Source organism: Rhizobium anhuiense bv. trifolii, from assembly GCF_024346605.1.
Lineage (GTDB): Bacteria > Pseudomonadota > Alphaproteobacteria > Rhizobiales > Rhizobiaceae > Rhizobium > Rhizobium anhuiense.
The window spans coordinates 4,026,030-4,049,379 of sequence record NZ_CP098803.1 but is presented as its reverse complement, the minus strand read 5'-3'; the positions used below and the strand labels follow the sequence as shown (position 1 = coordinate 4,049,379).

21 protein-coding genes are annotated in these 23,350 nt (G+C 62.1%); 10 read left to right on the top strand and 11 right to left on the bottom strand.

All coding sequences use genetic code 11. From position 1 onward, the window contains the following. Positions 1 to 34 precede the first annotated feature (34 nt). The gene (locus NE851_RS28645) at positions 35 to 862 is read left to right on the top strand and encodes a glycoside hydrolase family 16 protein (protein WP_097544930.1); all 828 of its coding nucleotides are present in this window, start codon (positions 35 to 37) and stop codon (positions 860 to 862) included. 28 nt (positions 863 to 890) lie between these two features. Here NE851_RS28645 and NE851_RS28640 read toward each other — a convergent pair whose 3' ends face one another. The 6 genes from NE851_RS28640 to NE851_RS28615 form a co-directional block, all read right to left on the bottom strand. Next, on the bottom strand, positions 891 to 1,964 hold the full coding sequence (locus NE851_RS28640; RefSeq protein WP_254959508.1) for an ABC transporter ATP-binding protein: 1,074 nt from the start codon (positions 1,962 to 1,964) through the stop codon (positions 891 to 893). Continuing rightward, positions 1,961 to 2,890: a PfkB family carbohydrate kinase gene (locus tag NE851_RS28635; protein WP_097544928.1), complete on the bottom strand. Its 930-nt coding sequence runs from the start codon at positions 2,888 to 2,890 to the stop codon at positions 1,961 to 1,963. The genes NE851_RS28640 and NE851_RS28635 overlap by 4 nt, the downstream gene beginning before the upstream one ends. Beyond that, positions 2,891 to 3,913: an SIS domain-containing protein gene (locus NE851_RS28630; RefSeq protein WP_097544927.1), complete on the bottom strand. Its 1,023-nt coding sequence runs from the start codon at positions 3,911 to 3,913 to the stop codon at positions 2,891 to 2,893. Then, the gene (locus tag NE851_RS28625) at positions 3,910 to 4,755 is read right to left on the bottom strand and encodes a carbohydrate ABC transporter permease (protein WP_025570024.1); all 846 of its coding nucleotides are present in this window, start codon (positions 4,753 to 4,755) and stop codon (positions 3,910 to 3,912) included. The genes NE851_RS28630 and NE851_RS28625 overlap by 4 nt, the downstream gene beginning before the upstream one ends. Beyond that, positions 4,755 to 5,639, bottom strand: coding sequence for a carbohydrate ABC transporter permease (locus NE851_RS28620; protein ID WP_127431346.1), 885 nt, complete (start codon positions 5,637 to 5,639; stop codon positions 4,755 to 4,757). Before NE851_RS28620 ends, NE851_RS28625 begins: the two co-directional genes overlap by 1 nt. Before the next feature lie 79 nt (positions 5,640 to 5,718). Continuing rightward, entirely contained in the window at positions 5,719 to 6,957 is a 1,239-nt protein-coding gene (locus NE851_RS28615; protein ID WP_127431347.1) for an extracellular solute-binding protein, read from the bottom strand. A gap of 226 nt (positions 6,958 to 7,183) precedes the next feature. Here NE851_RS28615 and NE851_RS28610 point away from each other — a divergent pair, with 226 nt between their 5' ends. The 5 genes from NE851_RS28610 (at position 7,184) to NE851_RS28590 (ending at position 13,250) form a co-directional block, all read left to right on the top strand. Next, positions 7,184 to 8,395: an ROK family transcriptional regulator gene (locus NE851_RS28610; protein WP_063474370.1), complete on the top strand. Its 1,212-nt coding sequence runs from the start codon at positions 7,184 to 7,186 to the stop codon at positions 8,393 to 8,395. Between the two features lie 356 nt (positions 8,396 to 8,751). After that, positions 8,752 to 10,107 carry an extracellular solute-binding protein gene (locus NE851_RS28605; RefSeq protein ID WP_025570020.1) on the top strand — a complete coding sequence of 452 codons (1,356 nt, stop codon included), beginning with the start codon at positions 8,752 to 8,754 and terminating at the stop codon, positions 10,105 to 10,107. Between the two features lie 211 nt (positions 10,108 to 10,318). After that, on the top strand, positions 10,319 to 11,203 hold the full coding sequence (locus tag NE851_RS28600) for a carbohydrate ABC transporter permease (protein ID WP_017965892.1): 885 nt from the start codon (positions 10,319 to 10,321) through the stop codon (positions 11,201 to 11,203). 10 nt (positions 11,204 to 11,213) lie between these two features. Continuing rightward, a complete protein-coding gene (locus NE851_RS28595; protein ID WP_025570018.1) occupies positions 11,214 to 12,128 on the top strand; it encodes an ABC transporter permease subunit in 915 nt (304 codons plus the stop codon). Between the two features lie 12 nt (positions 12,129 to 12,140). After that, entirely contained in the window at positions 12,141 to 13,250 is a 1,110-nt protein-coding gene (locus NE851_RS28590) for a sn-glycerol-3-phosphate import ATP-binding protein UgpC (RefSeq protein ID WP_063474371.1), read from the top strand. 39 nt (positions 13,251 to 13,289) lie between these two features. Here NE851_RS28590 and NE851_RS28585 read toward each other — a convergent pair whose 3' ends face one another. Next, positions 13,290 to 13,763 carry a cupin domain-containing protein gene (locus NE851_RS28585; RefSeq protein ID WP_063474372.1) on the bottom strand — a complete coding sequence of 158 codons (474 nt, stop codon included), beginning with the start codon at positions 13,761 to 13,763 and terminating at the stop codon, positions 13,290 to 13,292. A 122-nt stretch (positions 13,764 to 13,885) separates the two neighbouring features. Between NE851_RS28585 and NE851_RS28580 the strand changes: the two genes are divergently transcribed. Next, a complete protein-coding gene (locus NE851_RS28580; RefSeq protein WP_254959507.1) occupies positions 13,886 to 14,422 on the top strand; it encodes a carboxymuconolactone decarboxylase family protein in 537 nt (178 codons plus the stop codon). On the opposite strand, the gene NE851_RS28575 is transcribed toward NE851_RS28580, so the two are convergent. Beyond that, positions 14,419 to 15,186, bottom strand: coding sequence for a TIM barrel protein (locus NE851_RS28575; protein WP_132573246.1), 768 nt, complete (start codon positions 15,184 to 15,186; stop codon positions 14,419 to 14,421). The two genes, NE851_RS28580 and NE851_RS28575, sit on opposite strands and share 4 nt — an antisense overlap. A 142-nt stretch (positions 15,187 to 15,328) precedes the next feature. On the opposite strand from NE851_RS28575, the gene NE851_RS28570 reads away from it, so the two are divergent. After that, positions 15,329 to 16,117 (top strand): SDR family NAD(P)-dependent oxidoreductase, encoded by a 789-nt coding sequence (locus NE851_RS28570; protein ID WP_047618598.1) that lies wholly within the window; start codon positions 15,329 to 15,331, stop codon positions 16,115 to 16,117. A gap of 174 nt (positions 16,118 to 16,291) precedes the next feature. Continuing rightward, positions 16,292 to 16,756 (top strand): RrF2 family transcriptional regulator, encoded by a 465-nt coding sequence (locus NE851_RS28565; protein WP_026188508.1) that lies wholly within the window; start codon positions 16,292 to 16,294, stop codon positions 16,754 to 16,756. On the opposite strand, the gene NE851_RS28560 is transcribed toward NE851_RS28565, so the two are convergent. Beyond that, positions 16,757 to 17,884 carry an acyl-CoA dehydrogenase gene (locus NE851_RS28560; protein WP_047618600.1) on the bottom strand — a complete coding sequence of 376 codons (1,128 nt, stop codon included), beginning with the start codon at positions 17,882 to 17,884 and terminating at the stop codon, positions 16,757 to 16,759. A gap of 164 nt (positions 17,885 to 18,048) precedes the next feature. Between NE851_RS28560 and NE851_RS28555 the strand changes: the two genes are divergently transcribed. Beyond that, the gene (locus tag NE851_RS28555) at positions 18,049 to 18,825 is read left to right on the top strand and encodes a metallophosphoesterase family protein (RefSeq protein ID WP_174824506.1); all 777 of its coding nucleotides are present in this window, start codon (positions 18,049 to 18,051) and stop codon (positions 18,823 to 18,825) included. 36 nt (positions 18,826 to 18,861) lie between these two features. Here the strand turns inward: NE851_RS28555 and NE851_RS28550 are convergent, their stop codons facing one another. After that, positions 18,862 to 22,050 (bottom strand): efflux RND transporter permease subunit, encoded by a 3,189-nt coding sequence (locus NE851_RS28550; protein WP_047618604.1) that lies wholly within the window; start codon positions 22,048 to 22,050, stop codon positions 18,862 to 18,864. After that, positions 22,047 to 23,222, bottom strand: a complete 1,176-nt coding sequence (locus NE851_RS28545; RefSeq protein ID WP_048338375.1) for an efflux RND transporter periplasmic adaptor subunit — start codon at positions 23,220 to 23,222, stop codon at positions 22,047 to 22,049. Before NE851_RS28545 ends, NE851_RS28550 begins: the two co-directional genes overlap by 4 nt. Positions 23,223 to 23,350 lie beyond the last annotated feature (128 nt).

The following is a 23,350-nucleotide window of genomic DNA, read 5'->3' as shown; positions in this document are numbered from 1 at the left end:
CCAACGATTGGTTTGGCGTTTTCGGAGGAGCAGAATGCGTTACAAGGTATCTTCTAAGGCTTTTGGTTTGCTCATCATCCTCGGACTGGGGGCGTTACCCGGCCAACCGAGCGTCGCCCAGGAGCCGCTCAATATCAATGCCTACCAACTGACGTTCGAGGAGAGTTTCGACAGCCTCGACGTTTCGGCCTGGGGAGAGAAAAGCTCTCGCTGGATCGCCCATACGCCCTGGAACGGCGATTTCGGTGACGCCCGTTTCACCGATCCGGCCCCCGGCTTTCCGTTTACCACCGATCAGGGAATTCTGAAGATCGAAGCGCGCAAGGAGGCCGATGGAACCTGGCGTTCGGGCCTGTTGTCGTCGGTGAACCCGAAAGGCCAAGGATTCTCGCAGCAGTTCGGCTATTTCGAAGCACGGATGAAGCTGCCGCCGGGCAAGGGCGTCTGGCCGGCCTTCTGGCTCATCGGGCTCGACCGGTCGAAATACACCGCAGAGATCGACGTCCTGGAATATTATGGACGCGCGCCCTACGAATTCAGCATGGGCTTTCATATCTGGCGTCAGAGCCAGGGTGGCCAGAACACCACCGGTGGCCATTGGCAAACCGTCCAGGATGGAATTTTGAACAGCGAATATCACACCTACGGCGTCGATATCCAAGCTGACAAGACGAGCTTCTACCTCGACCGCCAGCTCATCTGGAGCTTCGATACGCCGAAGGAGTTCCATATGCCGTTCTATCCGCTGGTGAACCTGGCACTCGGCTCAGGTTGGCCGATCGATGAAACGCCGAATCCTTCCATCCTGCTCGTCGACTATATCCACGTCTACCAGCGGAAGCCCACCGACGCGGCGAATTGAGCAGGGGACGGGGATAGTCGTTCCGTCGCTAACGGCCGCAGCTGAGGCCGGTTTCCGGATCGAAGAGATGCATTGCCTCCTCGTCGAAAAAGAGGGTGAGCTTTTCGTTGTCGCGGATCGGCGTGCGCGGCGGCAGGCAGGCCATCAGGCGCTGATTTCCGGCAAGGACGGTAACGACGAGTTCCGGGCCGGTCAGCTCTGCGACCTCCAGGTTTGCCTCGATCGACGGGCCGGTGCCGCCCGTGCGAAGCGCCTCGGGACGGATGCCGAGGATGAGGTCGCGGCCATTGCCGGCCGTCTCGCGGAAACGGGCGGGCAGGGGCAGGCTGGCATCGGAGCCTGAAAGCGCCAGACGATCGTCACGCACTGTTGCCTTCAGCAGGTTCATCGGCGGCGCGCCGACGAAGGTGGCGACATAGAGTGTTGCCGGATGGTTGTAGATCTCCTCCGGTGTGCCGAGCTGCTCGATGCGGCCGTCGCGCATGACGGCAATGCGGCTGGCCAGCGTCATCGCCTCGATCTGGTCATGGGTGACATAGACGACCGTCGTCTTCAGCATCTGATGCAGCCGCTTGATCTCGGTGCGCATCTCCATGCGCAGCTTGGCGTCGAGGTTGGAGAGCGGTTCGTCGAACAGGAATACCTCAGGCTTGCGCACCAGCGCGCGGCCGATCGCGACGCGCTGGCGCTGGCCGCCGGAAAGCTGGCTCGGCTTGCGGTCGAGCAGGTTTTCGATCTGCAGCAGCTTTGCAGCATCACGCACGGCCTTGTCGCGTTCCGGCGCCGGCACCTTGCGCATTTCCAGGCCGAAACCGATGTTCCGGTGCACCGTCAGGTTGGGATAGAGCGCGTAGGATTGAAAGACCATGGCGATATCGCGGTCCTTGGGATGCACGCCGAGCACCGAGCGGTCGCCAATCCTGACATCGCCGCTCGTCGCCTCGGCAAGGCCGGCAATGATGTTCAGCAGGGTGGATTTGCCGCAGCCGGAGGAACCGAGCAGCACCAGGAATTCGCCGCTTTCCAGCGAGATGTCGATGCCTTTCAGCGTCTCGACGTCGCCATAGGTCTTGCGGATGTTCTGAATTTCGAGTGCGCTCATCGCACTGGCTCCTGCAGGTGTATCGGGCCGCCATAGTTGCGGGGAAGGGTGGAAATGGCGCGCGAGGCAACCTCGGTTCCCGCCATGAGGCAGGAAACCAGCGGCGCATCGCTTGCGAGCGCGGCGAGGAAAGCGGCGTTGAAGACATCGCCGGCGCCGATCGTATCGACGACCTCAACGACGGGTGCGGCCACCGAAACCAAGAGGCCGTCCGGCCCGATCGCGATGGCGCCGTCCGGCCCGCGTTTGACGACGACGATCGCACCCTCCGGCATATGCGACCTGATGTGACGGGCGGCCTCGATCGGATCGGCGATGCCGGCAAGCGTCGTCGATTCAACCTCATTCAGCAGCGCGATGCCGCTGCGGGAGAGCCAGGCGCGTGTCGCCGCGCAATTCTCGTCTGTCCAGCCGTCGAGCGGCCAGCCGGTATCGAGGGCGATGGTGATGCCGTGACTGTCGGCCCAGTCGAGCAAGGCGTCATATTCTCTCGTCAGATCGTCGGTCAGGAACGAGCCGCAGAGAAGGGCATAACCGCCCTGAAGCCTCTCGCCCTCGATGACCGCGAAGACATCTGCCAGGCTGAAGCGCGGCAGGTGACCCCTTGTGGTGAAGAAGGTGCGTTCGCCGTCCGGATGGGTGATGCCGACGGAGAGTGTCGTTTTCTCATGACGCACCGGCCATTTCTCTGAACGGCGGCCGAAGGCTTCTCGCAGCCAGCGGCCGAACTGGTCACTGCCGATGTTGGCGGCGATCTCGAATTCGACGCCAAGCGCTTGCCAGGCGAGCGCGCTGTTGCCGGCTGCTCCGCCGACCCGCAATTCGTCATGGTCGACGATGATTTCCGTCCCGGCCTTCGGCCAGGGGGCGGCCGGTCCAAGAATCAGGTCGACATTGACGTTGCCGATGACTGCAAGTGGCCGCATTCATTCGCTCCGGGTGATTTTGGTGGATCGAACAGGCGTTCCGGCATTCTCCACGCGAGTATCGGCAAAGGCGATCATCAGCCGCTGGGCAACCGGCAGCATGGCGAAGATCGTGGCAAGGCCGGTTGCAGGGGCAAAGCGGATCGTCACTGCGCCGGCGACCGGCGCTTGCCCGGATGCGTCGAACAGGATGACGGGGGCGCCGGTCTCGACGGCGGATGCCGCCATTGCGGTGACCAGGCCGGCCGTCTCGTCCGAGCCGCGGAAGAGCACGACGCCGATCTCCGGCCCCAGCATCTCCATTGGTCCGTGACGCAACTGGCCACCCTCCAGCGAGAAGCAGGGACGACGCGACAGTTCCGTCAATCCGAGCGCCAGCGCCTCGGCGACACCCTGCAGCCGCCGGCCTGAGGTGACGACGGTCGCGACGTTTTCGAGGGCGGCGAGGGCGTCGGCGATGTCCTGGTCTTCAGGCGCCCTGAGGACGGCAAGCGCGGCGCCCGGATCTTCTCCGAGGGCGGCAAGGATTGCCAGATGCAGGGCGAAGGTTACCGTCAGGCTGCGGGTGGCGGCGAAGGCAAGCTCGGTGCCGCCGCTACCCACCAGCGACGGGGTCGTTCTTGCAAGGAAGGAACTGCCTTCGAGCGTCAGGCCGAAGGTCTCCGCCGTGCCGCCGGTCTCGTCGAACCAGCGCACGACCTCGGCACTTTCGCCGGATTGCGAGGTGACGAAGATCGTCCTGCCGCTGATCGGCAGCGGCTGGCCGAGCTGCTCGGACAGCGGCAAGGCGAGGGCATCGATGCCGAGCGCGCGGTAGAGCGGCTCGACGGCACGGTTGACGGCGTGCGAGCCGCCCATGCCGATCAGCAGCAGCCGGCCGGTTTTCTTCAGCGAGGCGGCGGCCCTGGCCGCCATCGGCCGGGCAGCTTCGTAGGAGGCGATCGCATCGACATGCTGGCGCGCCATTTCGCGATCGATCGCGGCAAGTCCGGCCGGCCGGATTGTTTCTTCTGTCATGTTCATCCCTTGACGCCGCCGCTGGTAAGCCCGGAAATCAGGGCGCGTTGCATGACGAGGCCGATCAGCACGGGAGGCAGGGCGGCGAGCACGCCTGCCGTCGCGATCAGTCCGTAATCGGAAACGCGGCCGCCGGCGAGATCGGCGATGGCGACGGTCAGCGTCTTGGCGCGCTGGTCCGAGGTGAAGAGCAGCGCATAGAAGAATTCATCCCAGGCAAGCAGGAATGCAAAGAGGCTCGACGTCGCGACCACGGGGGCGGCGAGCGGCAGCGTGATGATCCGCAATGTCTGGAACAGGCCGGCGCCGTCGATCATCGCGGCGGATTCAATCTCACGCGGGATGGAATCGAAGCCCGATTTCATCAGCCAGGTGGTGAAGGGCGCGAGAATTGTCAGATAGACGAGGGCGAGGCCGAAGACGTTGTTCAGCATGCCGAGATGGGAGAGGCTCATATAGAGCGGCACGGCGAGCGCCACCGGCGGCAACATGTAGGTGGCGATCACCATCGACAGCGACCAGCCGACGGAAGGCGTGCGCGACACCGCCCAGCCGGCCGGAATCGCAAGCGCGATGGCGGCGATCGTCGCCATGCCCGCCACCTCGATGCTGTTGCGCAGCGATGAGGTGAAGGCGGCGCCGGCGCTGTTTTCGAGCGTCGAAAGCAGCACGGCGTAGCGCGAGAAATCCGCCGTCTGCGGCCACCAGCGCAGGGGTTTTGCGGCAAGATCGGCGGCCGGCGAGATGCTCATGATGAACAGCCACAGGATCGGCGCCAGGATGACGGCGGCGAGCAGCAGCGCGCAGAGATGGATGAAGGCGGAAAAGAGCGGGCTCTGGCGTTCCATCAAGCGGCACTCCCGGCGGTCTTGCGCACCAGGGCGGCGTAGCCGGCGGCAAGCAGCGTCACCAGCAGCGTGACGATCAATGCCAGCGAGGCGCCGGAGCCTGCCCGCTGGAAGGAGAAGGCTTCCTGATAGACGAGGATCGACAGTGTACGCGTGCTGTTGGCCGGGCCGCCGCGGGTCATGACCCAGATGATGTCGAAGACCTTGAAGGCTTCGATCGTGCGCAGCACCAAGGCGACCATCAGCGGGCCGGCGAGATAGGGGAGGATGACGAAGCGGAAGCGGGCGAAAGCACCGGCGCCGTCGACCAGCGAGGCGGCGGTGATGTCGCGCGGCACGGCCTGAAGTGCGGCCAGTGCGATCAGCGCCACCAGCGGAAAATTCTTCCAGCAGTCGGCGACGATGAGGGCTGCCAGCGCCGTGCCCGGCTCGCCGAGCCAGGAGCGGTAGGCCTCCAGCAGACCGAGTTGGGTCAGTGCGGCATTCAGCGCGCCGTATTCCGGATTGTAGATCAGCCGCCAGAGCGTGGCGTTGACGACGGTCGGCAGTGCCCAGGGCAGGATCATCAGGGCGCGAAGCACGGTGCGGCCGCGAAACTGCTGGTTCAGCAACAGCGCCGCCAGAACGCCGATCACCATTTCGGCGGCGACCGAGATGATCGCGAACCATGCGGTGGTGATCAGCGTGCGCTGGAAATTCGAGCCGGAGATCATCTTGGTATAATTGTCGATGCCGACGAAGTTTCCTTGTGTGCCGACGAGCTTGGCATCGGTGAAGGAGAGACCGATAGTATCAATCAGAGGCCAGCCGATGACTGATATCATCACCACGAGAAGCGGCAGCATCAAAAGCCACGCGCGGGTTGTCAGCCAAGTGCCCGACATCGAGGCGACCCTTCTTCATTCATAGGTTATCGAAAGCGAACCGGGCGACGGCGGGCGCCACCCGGGTTTCATGCTTTGCTCAGAGGCCGCTATTGTCGGCCGCCGACTTCAGCGCGTCTTCGGGCGAGGACTGGCCGAGCAGCGATTCCTGGATCGCCTGCTGCAGCGCGGTCGAAAGCTCCTGATATTTCGGTGTCGTCGGACGCGGATACATGGCGGCAAGGCCGATCTTGGCGGCGGAGATCAGCTCCTCCTGGCCCTTGGTGACAGCAGGGTCTTCATAGGAGGATGCCCAGATCGGCAGGCTGAGCTTGGCATAGGCATTCTGCGTCGCCTGCGATGTCATGAAGGTGATGTACTTCCAGGCCTCATCAGGATGCTGGCTGGCCGAGGTGATGCCGAGGCCCATCGAGCCGTTGACGGCCGAAGCCTCGCTCTTGCCGGCAACACCCGGCGCCGGCACGACGCCGACCTTGCCCGCGACCTTGCTGTCCTTCGGATTGTTGGCCATGTTGTACATGTAGGTCCAGTTCAAAGCGAAGGCGGCATCGCCGTTTTCGAAGACCTTGCGGACGTCCTCTTCCAGGAATTCCTTGGAGTTCGGATTGGTCAGGCCCGAGGAATAGCTGGAGACCATGTATTTCAACGCATCGAGGCCGCCGCCGGTCTGGAAGGCCGGCTTGCCGTCCTTGAGGAAATCGCCGCCATAGGCGCTGACGAGCGTGGTGTAGTCGCAGATCGCGGCCTCGGCCTGCGACCAGCTCCAGGCGATCGGCGTGGCGAGCAGGCCCTTGTCCTTGATGGTCTTTGCCTGCTCGGTCAACTCGTCCCAGGTTTTCGGCGGCGCCTTGATGCCGGCCTTTTCAAGGATTTCTTTGTTGTAGAACAGGTATTTGGTGTCGAGGATCCACGGCATGCCGTAATATTTGTAGTCGTACTGCACGGTGGTCCAGGCGCCCGGCAGCACGCCCTTCTTCATCTCGTCGGTGACACGAGAGGAGACGTCGACCAGAACCTTGTTGGTGGCGTATTCGGCCGGCCAGATGACGTCGAAGAGGACGACGTCGTAACCGCCGCCGGACCCTTGCGCCAGCACCGTCTTGTCGTGCAGGCCTTCATAGGGAACGAATTCGAGATTGACCTTGATGTCGGGGTTCGCCTTGGCGAAGGCGTCGGTCATGGCGCGCACATCGGCCTCGCTATAGGCGGCCTGTGCCATGAAGAGCGCGTTCAGCGTCGTTTCGGCGAAAGCGTGCGGCGCAAAGGATGCGCCGATCAAGGCCGCACCGAGAAGCGTCTTGTTAAGGGATTTCAGCATTGCAGCCTCCAGTTTTTGACATTTACGCATTGCCGAGGGCGGACTTCGCCGCCCTCGGCGTTCGAGAAGGCGCGTGTTGAAAACGTGCCAGTCCATCATCTCGGAGCGTCGTCGGAGGCCTCGCTGGGCTTCCTGCGTTCCCTGGGACTCTCCGGTCCCTCATTAAGTCAAATGTATTGACTTAATACTTCTTCAACATTCTAATGGAGTCAAGAGGCAATTGCAGATGAATGACAGTCGACCGATCCGGGCCAAGAGCGGCACCAATCACGAAGGCACCAGCGCCCATAACCGGCGCGTGATGATCGATGCCCTAAGGATCAACGGTGCGCTTTCACGCGCCGATCTGGCGCGGGCGACGCGGCTGACCAAACAGACGGTGTCCAATATCATCGAGGAACTCGAACGCGACGGTCTCGTCAGTTCGCAGGAGGCGGTGCGGAAGGGCAGGGGCCAGCCCTCGACGCCCTACGGCCTGGTGCCCGAGGGCGCCTTTGCGATCGGTCTGCAGATCGACCGGCATGTGACGCGGGCGGTCGCCGTCGATCTGGTCGGCAGCGTTCTCGTGCGTGACGAGGCCGGCCTGCCGCCAGGCGGTCCGTTTAACGGGACGAAGGTCATCCTTGATCTCGTCGCCGGCGTGCGGTCGAAGCTCGCCGGGATCGTCCAGCAATCGGAAAAGCGGCTGGTCGGCCTCGGCGCCGCCATGCCCGGACCCTTCGGGGTCGCCGGCAGCGGCGACGATCCGTGGATGATGGAGGCTTGGCAGAAGTTTCCATTGCTGGAAACGCTGGCCGCCGGCACCGGGCTCGATGTCGGCCTGCAGAACGATGCGGCCGCGGCGGCGACCGCCGAGCGTATGGTGGGAGCCGCCCATGGCCTCGACCATGCCGTCTGCCTCTTCGTCGGCTATGGCATCGGTGCCGGCCTCATTCTGAACGGCGAGCTTTACCGCGGCGCCAACGGCAATGCCGGCGAGATCGGCATGGCATTGCTGTTTGCCGACGGCAAATCGACGCCGCTCGAACATCGCGCCTCGCTCGCCTCGCTCTACCAGCATCTGTCGATCGATCCCGCCGATCCTGACCTTTATGCGCGGATCAACGAGCTTGCCTTAAGGGGCGATCACGGCATCCGCGCCTGGGTCGAGGCGGCCGCAGCGGACCTGCGCTGGAGCATCCATCTCCTCGAGACGCTGTTCGATCCGCAGACGGTGATCCTCTGCGGCAGCGCGCCGGAAGCGCTGGTAAGCAGGCTGTTTGCGGCGATCGGCCCGCTGCTGCCGTCGATCGCCGAGCGCCGCGGCCGGACACTGCCGCGCCTGCAGCCGGGCATAGCCGATCCCTGGTCGGTGGCGCTGGGTGCCGCCGCCGGGCCGATCAGTCGTGCATTCGATCCACGTTTTGCCGCGATCCTGAAGGATTCCCGTCAGTCCTGAGGCTGAAACCAGTGTTGCACACCAGTGCAACGGCAAAAAATGCGGGCTGTTGGCAAGTTTCGTTAGGATGGTTCGGGCGAATAAATCCGTCCGGTCGAAATATAAATAAATATTGCATTCCCCCTAAAATTCCATTGTTTTGAATGTAATAGAAATTTACTCGCAATATGCTAAAGAACTCCTCGAAATTTCTCCAAATATATCTCCGATATCGGCGAATAACAACTATGTGAATTTTTTATGACAACTGGATTTCGATCATTTCATGTCATGGAATATTCATTGGCCGCGGCAATTTGAACCCGCTAATAGGGCGTGCGCTGAAAGTGCGCGTCCCTTTTACGTTCGAGGTTCTCATGCAAGCCAAGCTTCTCGGCGCCGTTGGCGCCCTTCTCGCTACAGCGTTTCTTGCTGGTCCCGCCGCCGCCGCCGATAAGACCAAGATCGACTTCTGGTTCGGCAACTCCGGTGACATTGCCAAGCGTGTCCAGGAACAGTGCGATCGCTTCAACCAGTCGCAGGCCGATTACGAAGTCGTCTGCACCAGCCAGGGTAGCTACGATGCGTCCTTGCAGAACACCATCGCTGCCTTCCGCGCCGGCAAGCAGCCGACCATCGCCCAGGTCTCCGATGCCGGCACGCTCGATATCATGCTCTCCGGCGCCTATTATCCGGCCAACAAGCTGATGGCCGACATGGGTTATACCGTCGACTGGAACGATTATTTCTCAGGTATATCGGGCTATTACGCGACCTCGAAGGGTGAGATGTACTCCTTCCCCTTCAATTCCTCGACCGCTCTGCTCTACTGGAACAAGGACGCCTTCGCCAAGATCGGCAAGGATCATGCTCCGGCAACCTGGAAGGAAGCAGGCGAAGACCTCAAGGCTCTGAAGGATGCAGGCTATGCTTGTCCGCTCGGCTTCGACATCTCCAACAACGAAGTCTGGCAGTACATCGAGCAGTTCGAAGCCGTCAACGGCGAAGCCATCGCCACGAAGAAGAACGGCTTTGAAGGTCTCGACGCCGAGCTGGTGTTCAACAAGAACCCGCTTCTGGTCAGCTATATCAAGGACCTCAAGTCCTGGTATGACAACAAGCTTGCCGTGATCAAAAACAAGGCCGTCGGCCAGACCTTCGTCGAAGCCTTTGCCGCCGGCGATTGCCAGGTCATCCTGACCTCGGTCGGCGACCATGGCAATGTTGGCCGCACCGCCAAGCAAGGCATGAACTGGGGCGTTTCCATGCTCCCGACCTACGGCGACGCAACCCGTCACAGCTCTTACGTCGGCGGCGCTTCGCTTTGGGTTCTGAAGGGCCATTCGGACGCTGAATACAAGGCTGCCGCTGCCTTCTTCAACTTCATCGCAAAGCCGGAAGAAGCTCTAACCTGGTCGACCGTTACCGGCTACATCCCGGTTCGTAACTCCGGCTTCGAATATCTCAAGAAGCAGGGCTTCTACGACAAGGCGCCTTACGCCGGCCGCGAACTCGCCATTCAGAGCCTGACCGCATCGCCTGCCGGTGACGCGGCTCCGCACGGCATCCGCCTCGGTGGCCTGCTGCAGGTCCGCACCGAAATCGCCAATGGTCTGCAGGCCATCTTCGTCAACAATGCCGATGTCCAGGCTTCGCTCGACGGCGCTGCCGAACGCGGCAATACGCTCCTGCGCCGCTTCCAGCAGACCTATAAGAACGTTCAGCTCCCCTGATCGCCCGATATATGCCGCACCCGGCCCGCGTCGCGCGCCGGGTGCGTCTTTGTAAGTTCCCTTATCGGCCGCGGATGCGTACTCGCCGCCCGCGTCTAAAGCGCGCCGCTCGCGCTTTAGATCTTTATGTCGATGCATGTCGTTACCGCAAAACCGCTGCACACTTTTGCGCGACATGCTTTAAACCAAACCAGGACGAAAACGACCACTCATGGAAAAGCGCGTCACTTTCTCCTCGACGACGATCGGACTGCTCTTCGCATTTCCGATGCTGCTGCTGATCTTCGTCTTCTTCTATTGGCCAAGCGCGCAGGCGCTCTATTGGGCGTTCACGCTTGAGCAGCCATGGGGCGGCGGCAATGCCTGGGTCGGTTTCGACAATTTCAAACAGTTGCTCACCGATCCGATCTATTGGGACTCGATCACCCGTAGCATGATCTTCGGCTTCAGCTCGACGGCGATTGCCATGGGACTGGCGCTCATCCTGGCGCTTTTGACCGATCGTGAACTGCGCGGCCACAAGGTCTACCGGTCGGTGTTCATCTGGCCTTACGCAATTGCCGCTCCCGCTCTCGGGCTCGCCTTCCGCTTCATCCTGGCGCCGGAGGCTGGCCTGCTGTCGGTCATCAATCACGTCTGGCCCGGTCTCTGGAACCCGGCGCTCGACGGCAAGGATGCGATGATCGCCGTCATCGTCGCCTTCTCCTGGAAATATATCGGCTACAACTTCATCTTCTTCCTCTCGGCGCTGCAAGGCATTCCGCGCTCGCTGATCGAGGCGGCGGCCATGGACGGTTCGGGGCCGATGCGCCGGATCTGGGATATCCAGCTGCCCTTGCTGACGCCGACGCTGTTTTTCCTGCTCGTCATCAACATCACAGAGAGCTTCCAGGATTCCTTCGGTATCGTCGACGTCATGACCCAAGGCGGGCCGGCGCGCGCCACCGAACTCATGGTCTACAAGATCTATTTCGACGGCTTCAGAGGTCTCGATTATTCCGGCGCTGCGGCGCAGTCGATCATCCTGATGGTGCTCGTCGTCCTTCTCACCATCTTCCAGTTCCGCTTCATCGAGCGGCGCGTGCACTACAAGTGAGGTCGCGGACATGATCGAACGCACGCCGATATTCAACTTCATCTGCTATACGCTTCTTGCGCTCGGCATGGTGATCGCGCTCCTGCCTTTCGCCATCGTCATCATCGCGTCGACGCTGGATCTGGAAACGGTCAATCGCGTGCCGCTGCCGCTCACGCCGGGCTCGCATTTCTGGGAAAACGCCGAGGCCGCCTGGGTTCGCGCCGACCTCGGCAACAAGCTGTTCCACAGCATCATCTTCGCCACGACGGTCGGTGCCGGCAAAGTCATGCTTTCTTCCATGGCGGCTTTCTCGATCGTCTATTTCCGCTTCCGTGGCCGCTATGTGATTTTCTGGATCATCTTCATCACGCTGATGCTGCCGCTGGAAGTCCGCATCGTGCCGACCTATTCGATTGCGGCCAACGCGCTGCAGCCTTTCCAGACGATCCTCGACGTCACCGGGATAAGCTGGCTCGTCTCGCAGATCACCGGCATTCAGATCAAGCTCGAATGGGGTCTGCTGAATTCCTATCCCGGTCTCGTTCTGCCGCTGGTCGCCACGGCGACCGGCACCTTCCTTTACCGGCAGTTCTACCTGACGGTTCCGGACGAGCTGGCCGAAGCCTCGAAGATGGACGGTTCGGGCCCGGTCCGGTTCTTCTGGGATATTCTGCTGCCGCTTTCGCGGCCGAATATGATCGCGCTGTTCACCATCATGTTCGTCTGGGCCTGGAACCAGTATCTCTGGCCGTTGCTGATCACCACCGATCCGAATTTCGGCATTGCGGTGACGCAGTTGAAGACCCTGATCCCGTCCGAATTCGGCCTGCCCGACTGGAACGTCGCCATGGCTGGAACCCTGATCATCATGTCGCCGCCGCTGGTGCTCGTCATCCTGATGCAGCGCTGGTTCGTGCGCGGCCTTATCTCCACCGAGAAGTGAAGGAGTACTCCCTTGGCACCGATCTCCATTCGTGGCGTGAAGAAGAACTACGGCAAGACCCCCGTCGTCCACGGCGTCGATCTCGACATCCAGTCGGGTGAGTTCATCGTCATCCTCGGCCCGTCCGGCTGCGGCAAGTCCACGCTGCTGCGTATGATCGCCGGCCTCGAGGAAATCAGCGGCGGCGAAATCGCCATCGATGGCCGTGTCGTCAACCAGATGGAGCCGCGCGAACGCGGCTGCGCCATGGTGTTCCAGAACTACGCGCTTTACCCGCATATGAGCGTCGCCGAGAATATCGGCTATGCCTTGAAGGTGGCCGGCGTTTCGACGGCGGAGCGTACGCGGCGCATCGGCGAAGTCGCCAAGGCGCTCAGCCTCGAACCCTTCCTCGACCGTCGGCCGGCCGCCCTTTCCGGCGGCCAGCGGCAGCGCGTCGCCATGGGCCGCGCGATGATCCGCGAGCCGAAGGTGTTTCTCTTCGACGAGCCGCTATCGAACCTCGACGCCAAGCTGCGCATCGCCATGCGCGCCGAAATCCGACGCCTGCACCGCCGCCTCGGGGCCACCTCGATCTTCGTCACGCATGACCAGACGGAGGCGATGACGCTGGCCGACCGGCTGGTGGTGATGAACGGCGGCAGGGTGGAGCAGGTCGGCACGCCGGAAGAAGTCTATCATCATCCGGTCTCGCGCTTCGTCGCCGGTTTCGTCGGAACGCCGGCGATGAACCTGCTCGAGGGTACGATCAATGACGAGGGCGTCTTCGTCTACGACCAGAGCCGCAAGGTCGTGCTGCCGCGCGAGCGCGCCGCACCGCTGAAAGGCAAACGCGTCGTGCTCGGCATGCGCGCCGAAGCCGCCCGGCTGGTGGCCCCGGATGCGCCGGGTGCCCTCACCGCAACGGCCGATTTCATCGAAGAGCTTGGCGCAAGCCGTGTCGTCCACGCCGATTTCGACGGGCTGCCCTTTGCCGTGGCGCTGACCGAGGCGGTGAAGGTGAAGTCGGGAGATCCGATCGGCATCGCGATCGATTACGACCAGATCCACCTCTATGCCGCCGATACCGGCCGAATCATCGAGAACACTGCCATGAGCGGCGCCGGCGTCGTTCACGCCTGAGCGCGCCGCAGGCGTTTCCGTTCGTGTGAGCGCCCGATATCAGCGATGGATCGGGTCGAGCCACGGGACGTCTTCCGGCTTTTCGACCGGCTCGATGTCGAGATTGACGACGACCGGTTCCTGGCCCGAGCGGACGAGCACGCATTCCAGCGTCTCGTCGCGGCTGGCGTTGATCTCCTGGTGCGGCACATAGGGCGGAACATAGATGAAATCGCCGGGGCCGGCCTCGGCGGTATATTCCAGATGTTCGCCCCAGCGCATGCGGGCCTTGCCCTTGACCACGTAGATGATGCTTTCGAGATCGCCGTGGTGATGGGCGCCGGTCTTGGCGTTGGCATGGATCGTTACCGTGCCGGCCCAGATCTTTTCGGCGCCGGCACGCGCATTGTTGATCGCAGTCGCGCGGTTCATGCCCGGCGTCTGCGCGGTATTCGGATCGAGCGAATTGCCGGGAATGACCTTGACGCCATGTTCGCGCCAGTCGACATGATGGTGCTCGTGGTCGTCGCTCATGCCTTGCCTCCTGCTTCGATTTGGTCAGTCTAGGCCGGCGCCGGGCGGCAGCCAAGCGGATTTGCCCGCACAATATCTTGGCGCCCCGATAGCTTCTGTGCACATAGGAAAGAACGGACCCGATGAGCCACCTCCCGCAGATCGACTACGACACGGCTTCGGAAGAGATTCGTGCGGCGCATGACGAAGAAATCAGGCTGCGCGGACGGATGACCAATATGAAGCGGACACTGCTGCATTCGCCCGCCGCCCATCGCATCTACGCCGAATGGTTCACGCTGCGGGCCGAACTCGATCCTGCTGTCAACGACCGGGCGATCTGGATCTTCTCGCATGCAATCTCGAAGGCGGCGCAATCGAAAATCGCCATCACCTTCTTTCGCCAGGCGCTGATCAACAATGGCTTCAATCCGGACGCACTTGAGCTTTCCGAGGAGGAAGCGCTGCTCGACGCTTTCGGCAAGGCGATCGTTGCCGATTCCAACGCCGTACCCGCCGAACTCTGGGCGAAGCTGAAACAGCGCTACGAGATCAAGGTGCTTGTCGATCTCATCGCCTTCGCCGGCATCATGCTGGCGACCGCCGTCTTCAACAATGTCGTCGACGTCGATTTCGACCCCGAGCTTGAAGCTTTCGCCGAAGGCGCCAATTCCGCCTAACCGAGTGCGGCGATCGCGCCCCTGACGGCGTCCGCGCCGGGTCTGGTCGGCCGGTATTCCAGCCCGACGGCGCCGTCGTAGCCATTGGCGAAGATCCAGTCGAGGCGATGGGCAAGGTCGATTTCGCCGGAGCCCGGTTCGTTGCGGCCGGGGTGATCGGCGACATGGACGTGGATGATGCGATCGAGGCGGCCCTCGAGCACATCCTCGGTGCGCTCGTCCATCACGGCGGAATGGTAGATGTCGTAGACGATGCCGATCTCCGGGCGGGCGACGTCATCGATGATGTCGACGCCTTCGAGGGTCGAATCGAGGAAATAGCCGACATGGTCGATGCGGATGTTGAGCGGCTCGACGCCGAGGCGCACACCGCTGCCTGCAAGAATATCGGCGCCGGCCTTCAGTGTTTCAGTCAGCGCCCGGCGCTGTTCTTGCCGGCTGAGGGCCGGGAGATCGTCGCCCGCCTGGGCAATCAGCACCGGCGCGCCGAGACGCCTGGCGACAGTGACGGATTCGGCAAGGCCTTTCAGCCAAGCCTGCCGGTTGGCGGCGTCGGTCAACGCGATCATCGGTTCGGCGACGAGGCTGGTGACGGCAAGGCCGGTTTCCTTCAGTGTCGCCTCGATCGCGTCCAGATCCTTGTCGCTCCAGCGCCAGAATTCGATTGCCGTCAGGCCGGCAGCATGGGCGCGGCGGATGCGGTCGGGAAAGCGGTCGCCCTCTTCGGCAAACAGCCACTCTATGCAGGCTGAATAACGTCGCATGAAAACTCCTCCCATCCTGTTGGTGTAGGCATGCGACAGATCGCAGCCTCTCGCAAGAGGCGTTCGGGCGCTTGACGCCCGGGTTCATTGGCGGAACACTCAGCATATCAGGCCGGGATCTCCGGCCGTTGCGGAGGAAGACATGGATCTCGGATTGAAGGGAAAGACTGCCGTCATAACAGGCGCGTCGGTCGGTATCGGACTGGCGATCGCCGAGGGGCTGGCGGCTGAGGGCGCCAATCTCGTGCTGGCGGCCCGCGGCGGCGATCGGCTCAAGGCGGAAGCCGCCCGTATCGCCGAGAAGTACGGTGTCGACGCCATCGCTGTTGCCGCCGACGTGGCGACGGCTGGGGGAACCGAGGCGATCATTGCGGCGGCGGCCGAAAAAGGCGGGGCCGATATCCTCATCAACAATGCCGGCACCGGATCGAATGAGACGGTGATGGAGGCGCCGGACGAGAAGTGGCAAGCCTATTGGGACCTGCATGTGATGGCCGCCGTGCGGCTGGCGCGCGGCATCGCGCCGCAGATGAAGGAACGCGGCGGTGGTGTGATCCTGCACAACGCCTCGATCTGTGCCGTTCAGCCGCTGTGGTACGAACCGATCTACAATGTCAGCAAGTCGGCGCTGATGATGTTTTCGAAGACACTGTCGACCGAGCTCATCAAGGACAATATCCGTGTCAACTGCGTCAATGCCGGCCTTATCCTGACGCCCGACTGGATCAAGACCGCCAAGCAGTTGACGGCCGAAACCGGCGGCAACTGGGAAGGCTACCTGCAGAGCGTCGCCAACGAACACGCCGCCTCCAAACGCTTCGGCACGCCGGAGGAACTGGCGAATGTCTTCGTCTTCCTGAGTTCGGAGCGCGCGAGCTATTGCATCGGCTCGACCTATTTCGTCGATGGCGGCATGCTGAAGACGATTTGACGGCGGCCGCCGGCAGGGCTCGGCAAGTCGATCTTTCGCAAGACTGCCGGGCCGGCCTGTGGACGTTGCCGATACAAGCTATAAATAATAGCTATTTTGTTGTATGTTCACGCTTTTGACGCTATTTGCCTGCTATTGGCAGGATAAATACTGCGATTCTACAAGGCGACGACGATGCTGACGAAAAAGGGAAAATACGGGCTGAAGGCGCTGGTCGATCTGGCGCGGCTGGCGCCGGGCGAGACTGCCTTCATCAACGATATCGCGGCCCGCAACAATATCCCGAAGAAGTTCCTCGATACGATCCTGCTGGAACTGCGCAATGTCGGCATCCTGCGCTCGAAGAAGGGGCCGGGCGGCGGCTATTCGCTGTCGCGGCCGGCCTCGGAAATCCGCATCGGCCATGTCATCCGCACGCTCGACGGGCCCCTAGCACCGATTCGCTGCGCCAGCCGGACGGCGTACGAGGCCTGCGACGACTGCGCCGATCCTGAGACCTGTCAGGTGCGGCGCTCGATGACCGATGTTCGGGACGCGATCGCCGCCATTCTCGACAATATGACCCTCGAGCAATTCGTCGCCGACGGCGGCCGCATCGAAGGCGCTAAGGAACAGTTCCCGATCTCCGCCGCCAGCTGATTAGGCGCCACCGACCTTCGACATGTATTCGCCTGCGGTATGCACCAATCTATCCCGCGGCAGCGAAAGCGCGTGAATGCGGGCATTCCGCCAATGGCGGTCGAGATTGAGCCCGATGCCTGCTGATGTTCCCCCTGCAAGTTCGAACAGCGCGTTTGCGGTGTCGAGCGCCGTTTCCCCGGCAAGGACCGCGGCCGCCGAGGCGGAGAAATGCGCGTCCGCCATCGCTGCCTCGACAGGATTGACCTGGGCGATGTCGAGCTTGCGGCCAGCCCGTTCCAAGGCCGCCGCTGTCGCTTCCATGCGGATGGCGCGTTCGCCGATCCGGGGAAGAACCGTCGTGCTGCGATCGCCGATCGCGGTCATCAGGTCGCTCCATGCGGCTCGCGCGATGCCGAGGCCGACGCCGGCCTTGAGCAGCAGGCCGAGCGAGATGCCGGTCGAATGTCCGGACGAGGGGGCAGGCGCAACCGCATCGGCATTGACATGAAGCGTGCCGACGATCGCCGTCGCCGATCCATTGGTGCGTTGGCCGAAGCCGTCCCAATCGTCGACCACCTGCACGCCTTCGTCATCGCGTGCGAGGTAGAGCGTCACCGGGCGGCTGGGCGGAGCGGTGGCGGCTGCGGCGATCCAGTCGGCGAACAGAATACCGGGCACTTGGCGCGTGCGCCCGCTGAGGCGATAGCCCGGGCCTTCGGCCGTAAGCTCGGCCTCGTCAGTAAAGGCGGCGCCGGCGAAGCGGTCGCCGAGCAGCACACGGGCAAACAGCGATGCCTTCAAATCCTCGCCGGCCTGGGTACGGAGCGTTTCCAGTGCGCAAAAATGATTTTCCAACGCCTCGCCGATCGAGGCGTCGCCCTCGGCGATGATCGCAACGATTTCGGCGAGCAGGGCGTTCGACACGTCGAGTCCTTCATGGTCAGGCGGTACGGCGATTGCCGTCAGCCCCGATACCGACAGCGCATCGAGCTCGGCAAAGGGCAGGATGCGGTTGATATCGCGTTCGCTCGCCTGGTGCCGGAATGCGGCAGCGAGGTCGCGGGCGGCGGATATCGCCTCCTCTTCGCTTTCGATGCGATGCGCGGGAGGCCTCAAGCTCTCATGAAACTGCGATACCGTTCCCATCGGTCACTCTTTCCTCGACGGATACAGGAGTGAGGGATTAGCCCTCGAATGATAAGACCGGTTTTTCTACAAAACCCGAATGGTTTGAATTTTCTTACCAGCTTGATTGCCCTGTTCTCCACGCTACTTACGGTGAAGTGGGGCTTCCTTGATTGAGAAACATGATGAGCGACTCTCGTGCTCGCAACAGCGAGGTTTCGAAAATGGCGCGCCAGCCGAGACCGCGTCTGACGCTGGATATTGCCGCTATCCCAACCTATGCGATCGGCGACATTCACGGCCGGTACGATCTGCTTGTGAAAGCCGAGGAAGCGATCCTGCGTGATGGCGCGCGGCTGCCCGGGCGCAAGCTGATCGTCACGCTCGGCGACTATATCGACCGAGGCCCGGAATCGGCACAGGTTATCGGCCATCTCATGGAGCCACCACCTGATGGATTCGACCGCATCTGCCTTGCCGGCAATCACGAAATCGCCATGCTCGACTATATCGACGGCTGGATCTCCTATGACGATTGGATGCAGATGGGGTCGGCGGAGCTGCTCAAATCCTATGGGCTCGATCCGGACCACCTGCCCCTGGTCTTCCCCACCGGCGCAAAACTCGATGCCTTCATCCGCCAGTCGTTGCCGCGTACGCATATCGATTTCATGCGGGCGATGCCTGTCCTGCTGGAAACCCCAAGCGTGATTTTCGTGCATGCCGGCATCAATCCGAAACTGCCGCTCGACAGGCAGACGGACGAGGATCTGGTCCTCATCCGCCAGCGATTTCTCGAAAGCCGGGTGCCGTTACCGAAACTCATCGTTCACGGCCATACGCCGAACGACAAACCCGATATACGGCCGAGGCGGCTCAATATCGATACGCGCGCTTATCGCAGCGGCAAACTCACCGTCGCGCGCCTGTGGCAGGGCCAGGTGCATCTGTTTTCGACCTAACTTGCGCGCGTGTTTCTTCAGAGCCGGGTGGGTCGCTCAGACGACCCCTTCCTCGACCGGTTCCGTCTTTGCCGGTTCTACCGTAGCCGGCCGGTTGCGGCGCCAGCCGCGCAGCACGACGTAGAAGACCGGCGTCAGGAACAGACCGAAGATCGTCACACCGAGCATGCCCGAGAAGACGGCGGTGCCGAGCGACTGGCGCATTTCGGCGCCAGGGCCGGTGGCGATGGCAAGCGGCAGAACACCGAAGATGAAGGCGAATGCCGTCATCAGGATCGGGCGCAGGCGAAGATGGCTGGCCTCGATGGCCGCTTCCACCGGCGACTTGCCTTCCTCTTCCGCCTGCCTGGCGAACTCGACGATCAGAATGGCGTTTTTGGCCGCAAGACCGATCAGGACGATCAGGCCGATCTGCGTCAGGACATTGTTGTCCATGCCCCGCAGCGAGACCCCGATCAGCGCCGCGAGCACCGCAAGCGGGACGATGAGAATGATCGCGAGCGGCAGAACCCAGCTTTCATATTGGGCCGCCAGCGCCAGGAAGACGAAGACGACGGAGAGGGCGAATATGTAGATGGCCGTGTTGCCGGTGTGGGTCTCCTGATAGGCGAGTTCCGTCCATTCGAAGGTCGTGCCCTGCGGCAGGATCTTCGCCGCCAGCGCTTCCATCTTGGCGATGGCATCGCCGGTCGACGTGCCCGGCGTCGGATTGCCCTGAAGCGGCACCGAGACGTACATGTTGTAGCGCTGGACAAGCGCCGGGCCGCTGGCATCCTGAATGTCCATCAGGGTTCCAAGCGGAACCAGCGCGCCGGTCGCCGATCGAACCTTCAGGGCGAGAATGTCTTCCCTGTCCATGCGATATTGCCGGTCGGCCTGGGCGCGGACCTGGTAGACGCGGCCGAACGCATTGAAATCGTTGACGTAGGCGACGCCGAGATTGATGGAAAGCGCGTTGAAGATATTCGGGATCGGCACGTTCAGGAAGCGTGCCTTGTCGCGGTCGAGCGCCAGGAAGTATTGCGGGCTTGCATCGGAGAATGTCGTAAAGACGCCCGTCAGCCCTTCGGTCGTCGCCGCCGCACCCATCATCTGGCGGGCGAGGCCGAGCACGCGCGTCATGTCGGCGTTTTCGAGATCTGATATCTGCATCTTGAAGCCGCCGGAATTGCCGACGCCACGCACGGATGGCGGCGGGATGGCAATGATGAAGGCTTCCTGGATGCTTTGCAGCTTGCCGTAAAGCTCGCCGATGATCTTATTGGCGTTCTCTCCGCCTTCTTCACGTTCGGCAAAGGATTTGAACGGAACGAAGACGACGCCGGCATTCGAAGCATTGGTGAATGTCGCCCCGCTGAAGCCGGCAAATTGCACGGCGTTGCCGACGCCGGGCACGGTGCGGGCGATATCGCCCACCTGTCTGACGACGGCATCGGTACGCGCAAGCGAGGCGCCGTCCGGAAGCTGGATGACGATGATCGCGTAACCCTGGTCCATGGTCGGGATGAAGCCGGCGGGAACTTTCGTTCCCATGTACCAGGTGGCCCCGAGCAGGCAGACGAAGGCGGCCATCGCGGCTGTCAATCCCACCCAACTGCTGACCAGATGCCGAACGGTCCATGAATAGCCGGAGCTCAGCCGATCGAATCCACGATTGAAGCCGTTTGCAAGTCCTCTTCCCAGGCGCGTGGCGACGTTCGTGCGCCTGGTTTCGTGGTCATGGGTTTTCAGCAATATGCCTGCAAGGGCGGGCGACAGCGTCAGCGAATTCAATGCGGAAATTGCCGTGGTGACAGCGATCGTCACCGCGAACTGCCGGTAGAACTGGCCTGAGATGCCGGGAATGAAGGCGGTCGGCACGAATACGGCAATCAGCACCAGCGAGATGGCGACGACGGCAGTTCCGACTTCGTCCATCGTGACGTGGGATGCCTGTTTCGGCGTCATGCCGCGGGCGAGATTGCGCTCGACATTTTCCACCACCACGATCGCGTCGTCGACGACGATCCCGATCGCCAGCACGAGGCCGAACAGGGTGAGCATGTTGAGCGAGAAGCCGAAGGCCAGCAGGACGGCGAAGGTGCCGATCAGCGATACAGGGATGGCAATGATCGGAATGATCGCCGTTCGCCAGGATTGCAGGAAGACGAGAACGACAATCGCCACCAGGATGGCCGCCTCGGCGATGGTTCTATAGACCTCGGTGATCGAATCCGAGATGAATTCGGTCGTGTCGTAGACGATGCGATATTCCAGGCCCTGCGGGAAATTCTGCGAGAGGTCCTTCATGATCGACTGGACCTGATGGGCGGTGTCCAGGGCATTGGTTCCCGGCCGGGCGAAGATGCCAAGAGCAACGGCCGGGTCATTGTTGAGATAGCTGTTGGTGACGTAATCCTGCGCGCCGAGTTCGATACGGGCGACATCCTGCAACTGCACGAGCCGGCCCGATGTCGTCGATTTCACGATGACATATCGGAACTCGCGCACATCGGAGAAGCGTCCATCCGTTCGCACCGTATATTCGAACGCATTCTTGCCGGTCACCGGCGGGGCACCGATCTTGCCTCCGGACACCTGGACGTTCTGGTCTCTCAGCGCGGCGACGACGTCATCGGATGTCATCCCGTAGGCGGAGAGCTTTTCCGGATCCAGCCAGATTCGCATCGAATACTGGCGTTCGCCGAAGAGCTGCACGTCGCCGACGCCGTCAAGGCGAACGAGAACGTCACGGATGCGGTTGCGGGCGTAGTTCGAGACATAAAGCTGGTCATAGCGGTGCGACGGCGACAGCAGATGCACCACCATCATCAGATCGGGCGAGCTTTTGTCAGTGGTCACCCCAAGCCGCTGGACTTCCTCGGGAAGACGGGGCAGGGCGATGGAAACGCGGTTCTGAACGAGCACCTGCACCTTGTCGAGATCGGTGCCGAGCTTGAAGGTGATCGTCAGCGACATGGCGCCGTCGGCGCTGGAATACGAGGACATGTAAAGCATGTCTTCGACGCCATTGATCTGCTGTTCGAGCGGGGTCGACACGGTATCGGCGATCGTCTGCGGATCGGCACCCGGATATGACGTGCGCACGACGATGGTCGGCGGCGCTATCTCCGGATACTGGGATACCGGCAATTGCGTATAGGCAATGCCGCCGACGACCAGAAGAACGATCGAGATGACGGCCGCAAAGATCGGCCGGTCCACGAAAAAATGAGCAAATCTCATTGTCCGTTCTCCGCGCCGGCGGTTTCGGGCGCAGTGTCCTGCCGCTCCTTGGGCAGTTCGGTCATCTGAGGCGTGATCTTGGTACCCGGCCGGGCGCGGATCAGGCCGTTGACGATGATCGTCTCGGTCCCGTCAAGGCCTTCGCGTATGACGCGGTAGCCATAGAGCCGGGGTCCGGGTCTCACCGGCTTGGTCGAAACCGTGCCGTCCTCGGCGACGACATAGACGACGCGCTCATTCTGGTCGGAGCCGATTGCCTCGTCGGGAACGAGAATGGCCTGGTAGGTGTTGGAGGCTTCGACCTGTATGCGGCCGAAGAGGCCGGGCTGAAGGACGAGATCGGGGTTGGGGAAGCGGGCCCGCAGACGAATGGTGCCACTCTCGTTGTCGACCCGGTTTTCGGCGAAATCGAGCTTTCCCTTGAATGGTTTTGCATTGGGATCCGAGATCGTGACGGAGACATCCAGACCGCCGCCGCCCTGTTGGAGATCCTTGCCGAGCTTGCGCGCCGTGTCGGCGAAATTCAACAGGCGGCGCTCGTCGACGTCGAAATAGAAATCGATCGGATCGAGCGAAACGATTGTTGTCAGCACGGTCTGGTCGGTCTGCACGAGGTTGCCGGCCGAAATCAGCCGGCGATCGATGCGGCCGCTGAGCGGCGCCTTGATCTCGGTATATTCCATGTCGAGAGAAGCGCGATCGGCTGCGGCCTGCGCGCCGCGGACATTGGCCTCGGCCGAATCGAATTCGCGGCGGCGATCATCCAGCGTCTGCGCCGACTGGCTGCCGCTCGAAGCAAGCGATTGCGTGCGCTTATATTGCGCATCGGCAAAGACCAAGGCGGATTGCGCCGATTCGAGTGCGGCCTTTGCCTGATTGAGCGCGGTGACGAACGGCCTCTGGTCGATGACGAAGAGCAGGTCGCCCTGCTTGACCAAGGCTCCGTCCTGGAAATGGATTTCCTGCAGGTATCCACCGACGCGCGAGCGAACGGAGACTTCGTCGACCGGCTCGAAGCGGCCGATGAATTCGTCGCTGTCGACGACATCGCGCACAACAGGCTTGGCGACGGTGACGGGCGGGGGCGGCGGGGCGCTCTGAGCCAGCGCGGCCAAAGGCATGAATGCGGCGATAGAGCCAAACACCAGCATCTGTCGAAGCGCGTAGGTCATACCAGTCCTCCAATCTTGGCAGCCGATTAACTAGCCGCCAACCTCAAGATGAAGTGATGCTGTTCAGGTCTTGCTGCTTTGAACGAAGGCCTCTGCCCCCGGGGATTTCTCCGGCGTCCGATCCCTTG

Bases quoted from the DNA above. Each gene is read 5' to 3' on its own strand.
- NE851_RS28565 (WP_026188508.1), top strand. From the start codon at position 16,292: ATGCTGACGAAAAAGGGAAAATACGGGCTGAAGGCGCTGGTCGATCTG.
- NE851_RS28635 (WP_097544928.1), bottom strand. From the start codon at position 2,890: ATGCGGCCACTTGCAGTCATCGGCAACGTCAATGTCGACCTGATTCTT.
- NE851_RS28545 (WP_048338375.1), bottom strand. From the start codon at position 23,222: ATGACCTACGCGCTTCGACAGATGCTGGTGTTTGGCTCTATCGCCGCA.
- NE851_RS28555 (WP_174824506.1), top strand. From the start codon at position 18,049: ATGAGCGACTCTCGTGCTCGCAACAGCGAGGTTTCGAAAATGGCGCGC.
- NE851_RS28550 (WP_047618604.1), bottom strand. From the start codon at position 22,050: ATGAGATTTGCTCATTTTTTCGTGGACCGGCCGATCTTTGCGGCCGTC.
- NE851_RS28645 (WP_097544930.1), top strand. From the start codon at position 35: ATGCGTTACAAGGTATCTTCTAAGGCTTTTGGTTTGCTCATCATCCTC.
- NE851_RS28585 (WP_063474372.1), bottom strand. From the start codon at position 13,763: ATGAGCGACGACCACGAGCACCATCATGTCGACTGGCGCGAACATGGC.
- NE851_RS28620 (WP_127431346.1), bottom strand. From the start codon at position 5,639: ATGTCGGGCACTTGGCTGACAACCCGCGCGTGGCTTTTGATGCTGCCG.
- NE851_RS28570 (WP_047618598.1), top strand. From the start codon at position 15,329: ATGGATCTCGGATTGAAGGGAAAGACTGCCGTCATAACAGGCGCGTCG.
- NE851_RS28615 (WP_127431347.1), bottom strand. From the start codon at position 6,957: ATGCTGAAATCCCTTAACAAGACGCTTCTCGGTGCGGCCTTGATCGGC.
- NE851_RS28605 (WP_025570020.1), top strand. From the start codon at position 8,752: ATGCAAGCCAAGCTTCTCGGCGCCGTTGGCGCCCTTCTCGCTACAGCG.
- NE851_RS28595 (WP_025570018.1), top strand. From the start codon at position 11,214: ATGATCGAACGCACGCCGATATTCAACTTCATCTGCTATACGCTTCTT.
- NE851_RS28625 (WP_025570024.1), bottom strand. From the start codon at position 4,755: ATGGAACGCCAGAGCCCGCTCTTTTCCGCCTTCATCCATCTCTGCGCG.
- NE851_RS28610 (WP_063474370.1), top strand. From the start codon at position 7,184: ATGAATGACAGTCGACCGATCCGGGCCAAGAGCGGCACCAATCACGAA.
- NE851_RS28580 (WP_254959507.1), top strand. From the start codon at position 13,886: ATGAGCCACCTCCCGCAGATCGACTACGACACGGCTTCGGAAGAGATT.
- NE851_RS28630 (WP_097544927.1), bottom strand. From the start codon at position 3,913: ATGAACATGACAGAAGAAACAATCCGGCCGGCCGGACTTGCCGCGATC.
- NE851_RS28600 (WP_017965892.1), top strand. From the start codon at position 10,319: ATGGAAAAGCGCGTCACTTTCTCCTCGACGACGATCGGACTGCTCTTC.
- NE851_RS28640 (WP_254959508.1), bottom strand. From the start codon at position 1,964: ATGAGCGCACTCGAAATTCAGAACATCCGCAAGACCTATGGCGACGTC.
- NE851_RS28575 (WP_132573246.1), bottom strand. From the start codon at position 15,186: ATGCGACGTTATTCAGCCTGCATAGAGTGGCTGTTTGCCGAAGAGGGC.
- NE851_RS28560 (WP_047618600.1), bottom strand. From the start codon at position 17,884: ATGGGAACGGTATCGCAGTTTCATGAGAGCTTGAGGCCTCCCGCGCAT.